Here is a 6772-nt window from a genome sequence, read left to right as displayed (position 1 = left end):
ACACCCACCCCGGCGACCGCGCGAACGGGACCCGGCCGAACCACCGCAGCGCACACCCACCCCGGCGACCGCGCGAACGGGACCCGGCCGAACCACCGCAGCGCACACCCACCCCGGCGACCGCGCGAACGGGACCCGGCCGAACCACCGCGCGAACGGGACCCGCCGTTCAACGGGTTAGAAACCGTCCCGGAGGAGGGCTTCCAGGGTTTCCCCGTCGCGGGCGACCACGGCGCGGCCGTCGTCGGTGAGCACGATGGGACGCTGGATCAGGATCGGGTTCGCGGCCAGGAGCGCGATCCACTCGTCACGATCGCGCGGCCGCTCCGCCAACCCGAGCTCCCGGGCCCGCTCCTCCCCCATCCGGGTGACGTCCCACGGCTGCAGGCCGAGCCGGTCGAGGACGGCGGCGAGCTCCGTGACCGTGGGCGGGTCGTCCAGGTAGCGGCGGACGGTCACCTCCCTGCCCGCGCCGGAGAACGCGTCGAGGGCGCAGCGGCTCTTGGAACAGCGCGGGTTGTGCCAGACGGTGATCACGCGACCTCCGCCGCGACGCCGCCCGTGATGCGGAGCAGTTCGTCGTAGGAGGTGGGAAAGACGCTGTGCGGGTGGCCCGCGGCGGCCCAGACCACCTCGTGCGCCTGCAGCCAGGTGTCCACCAGGGTCCGGATCGGGGCCGGATGACCGATCGGGGCGACGCCGCCGATGGGCTGGCCGGTGGCCGCGCGGACGAGCTCCGGCGTGGCCCGCCGTACCGCGGCTGCGCCGACCGTCTCCGCGACCAGGTCGGTGTCGACCCGGTGGGCCCCGCTGGTGAGCACCAGGAGCGGCTCGCCGTCGGCGTCGAAGACGAGGCTGTTGGCGATGGCGCCGACCGCGCAGCCGAGCTGCGCGGCGGCGGTCGCCGCGGTGGGCGTGGCCTGGGAGAACACGACGATCTCCCCGAGGGCGCCGTGCTCGCGCAGGGCGGCGGCGACCTTCTCGATGTTCGGATGCAACTTTTCCGGCACCCCGCCACTCTAAACACGTTACCGGTCGGTCACCTCTTCATAACCGGCCGAGGGCGCATCCTGGAGGTGCGCTATGTTCCGTTGATCCGACTATCCAGTGCGATGAGGGGATGAAGTGACGTGGGGGTTGGACGGCGGCTCGGAGTGGCCGCACTCATGACGGGAGCGCTGCTCCTGTCCTCCGGCGCCGCGCACGCGGCGCCCGCCGCCCCGGCGGTGCCGGTCGCCACGGTGGGAGCCGCGTTCACGGCTCCCGCGGCGACGGCCGAGCCGGCTCCGTTCACCGCGCCGGGCAGGACGCTCAGGGTCGGCGCCAAGGGCACCGCGGTCAAGGCGCTGCAGGTCCGGCTGAAGGAGCTCGGCTACCACCCGGGCCGGATCGACGGCCGGTACGGCGGGGCGACCCAGGCCGCGGTGTGGGCGTTCCAGAAGGTCAACGGCCTGAAGCCGGCCGGCACCGTCACCCGGCGCACCTGGAACGCCCTGGAGTCCCCGCGGGCCCCCAGGGTCCTGGTGCCCAAGGGCAAGCCCACCCGCGTGGAGATGAACCTCACCACCCAGGTGATGGTGCTCTACGTCGACGGGCGGGTGAGGCTGATCAGCCACACCTCCTCGGGCAGCGGGATCCCCTACTGCGAGACCGCCACCTGGCAGGGCAAGACGCAGAGGTTCTGCGGTGACGCCCGCACGCCGACGGGCGACTACAGGACGACCTGGCGCCGGGACGGCTGGCACCGGTCCTACCTGGGCCAGCTGTACAACCCCATCTTCTTCAACGGCGGCATCGCCTTCCACGGCGCCCTCTCGGTTCCGCTGACGCCGGCCTCCCACGGATGCGTGCGCCTGCCGATGCACGTCGCCGGGATCCTGCCCGACCTGCTCGGCACGGGGGTGCCGGTCCACGTCCGGGGCAGGTTCGCCCGATAGCCGCGACCGGCCGCGGAGCGCGGGCCCCGGGAGATCTCGATCTCCCGGGGCTTTTCGTTTCACAGAGAGATCGAACCTTTGTTCGTCGACACACTTGACACCTTCGATGATCGAATTTATGTTCGATGGAGTGACGTGGGACTCGTGGCTCACGTTGAGGGCGGCCGACCGGGCCCGCCTCCGCCGGAGGCTGCGGGGTCGGGTCGGGGCGGACGGGGAGAGGGGAAGCTCCTCGTCCGGCCGCCCGGCGGAACTGTCGGTGGGGTCTGCGAACGTGGTGCCACCGGCCGGACCGCCGGGAGCCGCTTGCGACCAAGGAGGGGAAGCATGACCCCACGGTTCGACGGCCCCATCGGGCCCCGGCTGTCGTCCACGGCGCGGATGCGCCTGGCCGACGCGCGTGACTGCCTGGAGGAGGCGGCGAGCGCCCGCACCTCGGCCGTGCGCTACGTCTCGGCGCATCTGGCGGCGCTCCGGGCGGCGGCGGCCGTCCTGGCCGCCCGCCCCAAGCCGATGGACGGCCGCCGGCGCAGGTTGCGCAGCGCCTGGGAGCTGCTCCCCGAGGCCGAGCCCAGGCTGGCCGACTGGGCGCCCTATTTCGAGGTGAGCGCGACCAAGCGGGCCTCGATCGAAGCCGGGATGACCCATGCCGTCTCGGCCCGTGACGCCGAGGAGCTGATCTCGGAGGCGGAGCGGTTCGTCGTGGCGGTGGAGGAGCTGCTCGGCGTGCCGGTCCAGCCGGCCCTCCCGGGCCGCGTCCCCCTGGCGGGATAGGCGCTCCTCCCGCGGGCTCCCGGACGGCGGCGAGGGTCGTGACGGGAGCGGGATCCGTCCGCCCGCCGGCGGCCTTTTCGGGCGAAGGCCGCGTTCGTCCCCCGGCTCGAAAGCCGGGACCGCAGGCGGACCTCCGGTAAAAGAACCCGGAGGTCCCGTTAGCCGTTTTCCACGAATCAGGTCAGATCGCCCCTGCTAGGGTGCGACGGTGATCGGACTGCGACGAGTCGGCCCCGAGGAGTTCGTCTCTCGGCTGGATTCCGTTCTCGACATCTACATGGCGGCGATGGCCCCTCCTGCCGATCAGCTGTCCGGCCGGAAGACGATAATGGGCAACCACGCCGCCCACCCCGGCTTCACCTGCCTGTTCGCCGAACTCCCCGACGGCACCCCGGTCGGCCTCGCCTACGGTTTCCACGGCGCGCCGGGGCAGTGGTGGCACGACGTGGTCTACCAGGCCGTCACCGAGCGGCGCGGCCGGACCGGCGCGCACGACTGGCTCGGCGACGCCCTCGAACTCGCCGAGGTCCACGTCCACCCCGACCACCAGGGCAAGGGCATCGGCAGAGCCCTGGTCCTGAACGCGTGCGCGGGACGGCCGGAGCGCACGGTCGTGCTCTCCACCCGCGACCTGCCCACCGCCGCCCGGTACCTCTACCGGAGCATCGGCTTCGTGGACCTGCTCACCGCGTTCGTCTTCCCCGGCGGCTACGAGCGCTACGCGATCGCCGGAGCCATGCTCCCGCTGGCCCCCGGCCGGGATCCCGCCGGGGCGCCGCCGGGACGTCCCTGAGGGATCCTGCCCCCGGCCGGGGAGCGCCGGTCGCGGCCCGCGGCCGGGACGACGGGTTCACCCGGAGAGCGCGGCCGTCTGCGGCGCGTGGGCCGCGTGGTCGAGGCTCTGGAAGACCTCGCGGGTCGCGCTGGAGCTGTTGAAGGTGATGAAGTGGATGCCGGGCGCGCCCTCGTCGAGCAGGGTCCGGCAGAGCTCCGCGGCGTGCTCGATGCCGAGGGCTCGCACGGCGGCGGGGTCGTCGGCGACGGCCTCGAACCGCGCGGCCACCTCGGGCGGGAACGGCGCGCCGGAGAGCTGTTCGGAACGGGCGATCGTGCTCATCCGGGTGACGGGCATGATGCCGGGGATGATCGGGGTGTCGCAGCCCCTGGCCGCCACCCGGTCGCGCAGCCGCAGGTAGTCCTCCGCCCGGAAGAACATCTGGGTGATGGCGTAGTCGGCGCCGGCCCGGCACTTGCGCACGAAGTACTCGGTGTCGGCCTCGACCGACGCCGACCTCGGGTGCTTGTAGGGGAACGCGGCGACGCCCACGCAGAAGTCACCGGACTGGCGGATCAACCGGACCAGGTCCTCGGCGTAGAGCACGCCCTCGGGATGACGCACCCACTCCCCCGCCGGGTCGCCGGGCGGGTCGCCCCGGACCGCGAGGATGTTGCGCACGCCCGCCCCGGCGAACCGGCCGATCAGGTGGCGCAGTTCGCGGATCGAGTGGTCGACGGCGGTGAAGTGCGCCACCGGGGTGAGCGTGGTCTCGTGGGCGATCCGCTCCACGATCTCGACCGTGCGGTCCCGGGTCCCGCCGCCCGCGCCGTAGGTGACGGAGACGAACGTGGGACGCAGCGACTCCAGCTCCCGGATCACGCGCCAGAGCTGCCGCTCGCCCTCGTCGGTCTTCGGCGGGAAGAACTCGAAGGAGAACGACCGGCCACCTGCGGCGAGGAGCTCGCGGACGGTGGGCACGCGGTCGGGAAGGATTGAGGGGCGACCCAGAGCCATGCCCTTAGCCTACTGGCCCGGCCGCCTGACGGGCCGCCGCACCCGCGTTGGGCCGCGCCCGTGTGATCGGGGATCGGCGTCCGGCCCGATAATCTCTGACTATGCCCGCTTCCGCAGCCCTGCTGGACACCATCCGCTCCGAGGTGGACCGCTCACTGGGACGTTTCCTCAATCGGCAGCGTCCACTGGTCAGCGCGCCAGAGATCGCCCCTCTCGTCGCCGCGGCCGAGGACTTCCTCACCGGTGGGAAACGGCTCCGCCCGGCGTTCTGCTACTGGGGCTGGCGGGGCGCGGGCGGCGGTGACGACCCCGCGCTCTTCACCGCCGCCGCCTCTCTGGAGCTGCTGCAGGCCAGCGCACTGGCCCACGACGACGTGATGGACGCCAGCGACCTGCGCCGGGGCATGCCCTCGGCGCACCGCCGCTTCCAGGCGATGCACGAGAAGGAGGGCTGGAGCGGCTCGGCCGAGCAGTTCGGCGAGAACGCCGCCATCCTGCTGGGGAACCTGCTGCTGGTGTGGTCCGGCGAGATGTGGCGGACCAGCGGCCTGCCTCCGGCCGCCCTGGCCGCGGCCCAGCCGGTCTACGACCACATGCGCACGGAGCTGATGTGCGGGCAGTACCTCGACCTGCTGGAGCAGGTCCGCGGCGCCAGCACCTTCGACAGCGCCCTGCGGGTCGCGCTGTTCAAGAGCGGCAAGTACTCGGTGGAGCAGCCCCTCCGGCTCGGCCTGGTGCTGGCCGCGCACGGGCGTGAGCCGTGGATCGACCGCCTCTGCGAGGAGTACGGCCGCAACGTCGGCATCGCCTTCCAGCTGCGCGACGACATCCTCGGCGTGTTCGGCGACCCGGCGGAGACCGGCAAGCCCGCGGGCGACGACCTGCGAGAGGGCAAGCGGACGATGCTCATCGCCCGCGCGCTCGCCGCGGCCTCGCCGGCGCAGGCCGAGGAGGTCCGGCTCACCCTGGGCGACCCCGGGCTGGAGAAGGGCGGGGTCGACCGGCTGCGCCGGGTGATCGAGGAGACCGGGGCCCTCGCCGCCTGCGAGAAGCTGATCGACGACTACCTCGCACAGGCGCTGCGCTCGCTGGACGACGCCCCCATCGCGCCGGAGGCCCGGACGGCCCTGGCGGATCTGGCCGTCGCCGCGACCGCCCGGCGAACCTGACCCGGACCGCCCCGGCGCGGCCGTACCCGGACCCGGCGGCGCGGTCCGCCGGATCCGTCATGTCCCGCACGGCCCGGTCCGGCACCGCCGGACCGGGCGTGTCAGTGCGGCGCTGCGAGCCTCCGCTGGAACTCCTCGGCGGCCGCCTTCGGATCGTCCGCCTCGGTGATGGCCCGCACCACCACGACCCGGCGCACGCCGTACGACATGACCTCGTCCAGGGTGGCGAGGTCGATGCCGCCGATGCCGAACCACGGGCGGTCCGTGCCCAGCGACGCGGCGTGCGCGAGCAGGGGCGGTCCGGGCGCGTGGCGCCCGGGTTTGGTGGGCGTCGGCCAGACCGGGCCGCAGCAGAAGTAGTCGACCCCCGGCTCGGCGGCCGCGGCGGAGACCTCCTCGGGGGCGTGAGTGGAGCGCCCGATGAGGATGTCGTCGCCGAGGATGTCCCGCGCGACGCGCACCGGCAGGTCGCGCTGGCCGAGGTGGAGCACGTCGGGACGGGCGGCGCGGGCGATGTCCGCCCGGTCGTTGACCGCCAGGAGTCTGCCGTGCCGGTCGCAGGCGTCGCGGAAGACCTCCAGGAGCGCGAGCTCCTCGCGCGCCTCCAGCCCCTTCTCACGGAGCTGCACGATGTCGACGCCGCCCGAGAGGGCGGCGTCGAGGAACTCGGCGAGGTCTCCGCGGTCCCGGCGGCCGTCGGTGCACAGGTAGAGGCGCGCGTCAGAAACCGAGGGTCTGGGCACGCCGCTTGACTTCGGTGTGGCGGCCGGCGCGGATCGCGTCGACCGGCGACCCCGGCAGGGTCTCGTCGGGGGTGAACAGCCAGCGGAGCGCCTCGACGTCGTCGTATCCGGCGTCGAGCAGCACGGTGAGCGTGCCCGGCAGGCCCTTGACGACGTCGTCTCCGGCGATGAACGCGGCGGGCACCTGGGGCTCACCACCGCCCCGCCGGACTCCGATGATCTTGTGGTCCTTGAGGAGCTGCTTGGCGCGACCGGCACTGAGGTCGAGTCTCCTGGCGACCTCGGTCAAGGTGAGCCACTCGCCCACCAGTTCGTCGGTTTCCCGGTCGATCTGCGCAACAGAAAGCGTCACGAACC

General features: G+C 73.1%; 9 protein-coding genes. 4 read left to right on the top strand and 5 right to left on the bottom strand.

Annotated elements, in window-relative coordinates; all coding sequences use genetic code 11:
* Positions 1 to 177: 177 nt before the first annotated feature.
* Complete coding sequence (locus HS045_RS19465; RefSeq protein WP_196452719.1) at positions 178 to 537, bottom strand: arsenate reductase family protein; 360 nt, start codon at positions 535 to 537, stop codon at positions 178 to 180.
* Entirely contained in the window at positions 534 to 1010 is a 477-nt protein-coding gene (locus HS045_RS19460) for a YbaK/EbsC family protein (RefSeq protein WP_307827596.1), read from the bottom strand. Before HS045_RS19460 ends, HS045_RS19465 begins: the two co-directional genes overlap by 4 nt.
* 156 nt (positions 1011 to 1166) lie before the next feature.
* Between HS045_RS19460 and HS045_RS19455 the strand changes: the two genes are divergently transcribed.
* The 3 genes from HS045_RS19455 to HS045_RS19445 all read left to right on the top strand — a co-directional run bounded on the left by HS045_RS19455 (position 1167) and on the right by HS045_RS19445 (position 3504).
* Positions 1167 to 1937, top strand: coding sequence for a L,D-transpeptidase family protein (locus HS045_RS19455; RefSeq protein WP_196452718.1), 771 nt, complete (start codon positions 1167 to 1169; stop codon positions 1935 to 1937).
* Between the two features lie 327 nt (positions 1938 to 2264).
* Entirely contained in the window at positions 2265 to 2711 is a 447-nt protein-coding gene (locus HS045_RS19450) for an SAV_6107 family HEPN domain-containing protein (protein ID WP_196452717.1), read from the top strand.
* Between the two features lie 208 nt (positions 2712 to 2919).
* The gene (locus tag HS045_RS19445) at positions 2920 to 3504 is read left to right on the top strand and encodes a GNAT family N-acetyltransferase (protein ID WP_307827595.1); all 585 of its coding nucleotides are present in this window, start codon (positions 2920 to 2922) and stop codon (positions 3502 to 3504) included.
* A 57-nt stretch (positions 3505 to 3561) separates the two neighbouring features.
* Here HS045_RS19445 and metF read toward each other — a convergent pair whose 3' ends face one another.
* Positions 3562 to 4503, bottom strand: coding sequence for a methylenetetrahydrofolate reductase [NAD(P)H] (gene metF / locus HS045_RS19440; RefSeq protein ID WP_196452716.1), 942 nt, complete (start codon positions 4501 to 4503; stop codon positions 3562 to 3564).
* A 101-nt stretch (positions 4504 to 4604) separates the two neighbouring features.
* Here metF and HS045_RS19435 point away from each other — a divergent pair, with 101 nt between their 5' ends.
* A complete protein-coding gene (locus HS045_RS19435; RefSeq protein WP_196452715.1) occupies positions 4605 to 5672 on the top strand; it encodes a polyprenyl synthetase family protein in 1068 nt (355 codons plus the stop codon).
* Between the two features lie 101 nt (positions 5673 to 5773).
* Here the strand turns inward: HS045_RS19435 and thiE are convergent, their stop codons facing one another.
* Positions 5774 to 6415: a thiamine phosphate synthase gene (gene thiE, locus HS045_RS19430; protein WP_196452714.1), complete on the bottom strand. Its 642-nt coding sequence runs from the start codon at positions 6413 to 6415 to the stop codon at positions 5774 to 5776.
* Positions 6393 to 6767 carry an Rv2175c family DNA-binding protein gene (locus tag HS045_RS19425; protein WP_196452713.1) on the bottom strand — a complete coding sequence of 125 codons (375 nt, stop codon included), beginning with the start codon at positions 6765 to 6767 and terminating at the stop codon, positions 6393 to 6395. Before HS045_RS19425 ends, thiE begins: the two co-directional genes overlap by 23 nt.
* Between the last annotated feature and the right edge of the window lie 5 nt (positions 6768 to 6772).

Source organism: Planomonospora sp. ID82291 (genome assembly GCF_015711645.1).
GTDB lineage: Bacteria > Actinomycetota > Actinomycetes > Streptosporangiales > Streptosporangiaceae > Planomonospora.
Note: the sequence above shows the minus strand (reverse complement) of the source record. Positions and strands in the feature narration are given on the sequence as shown.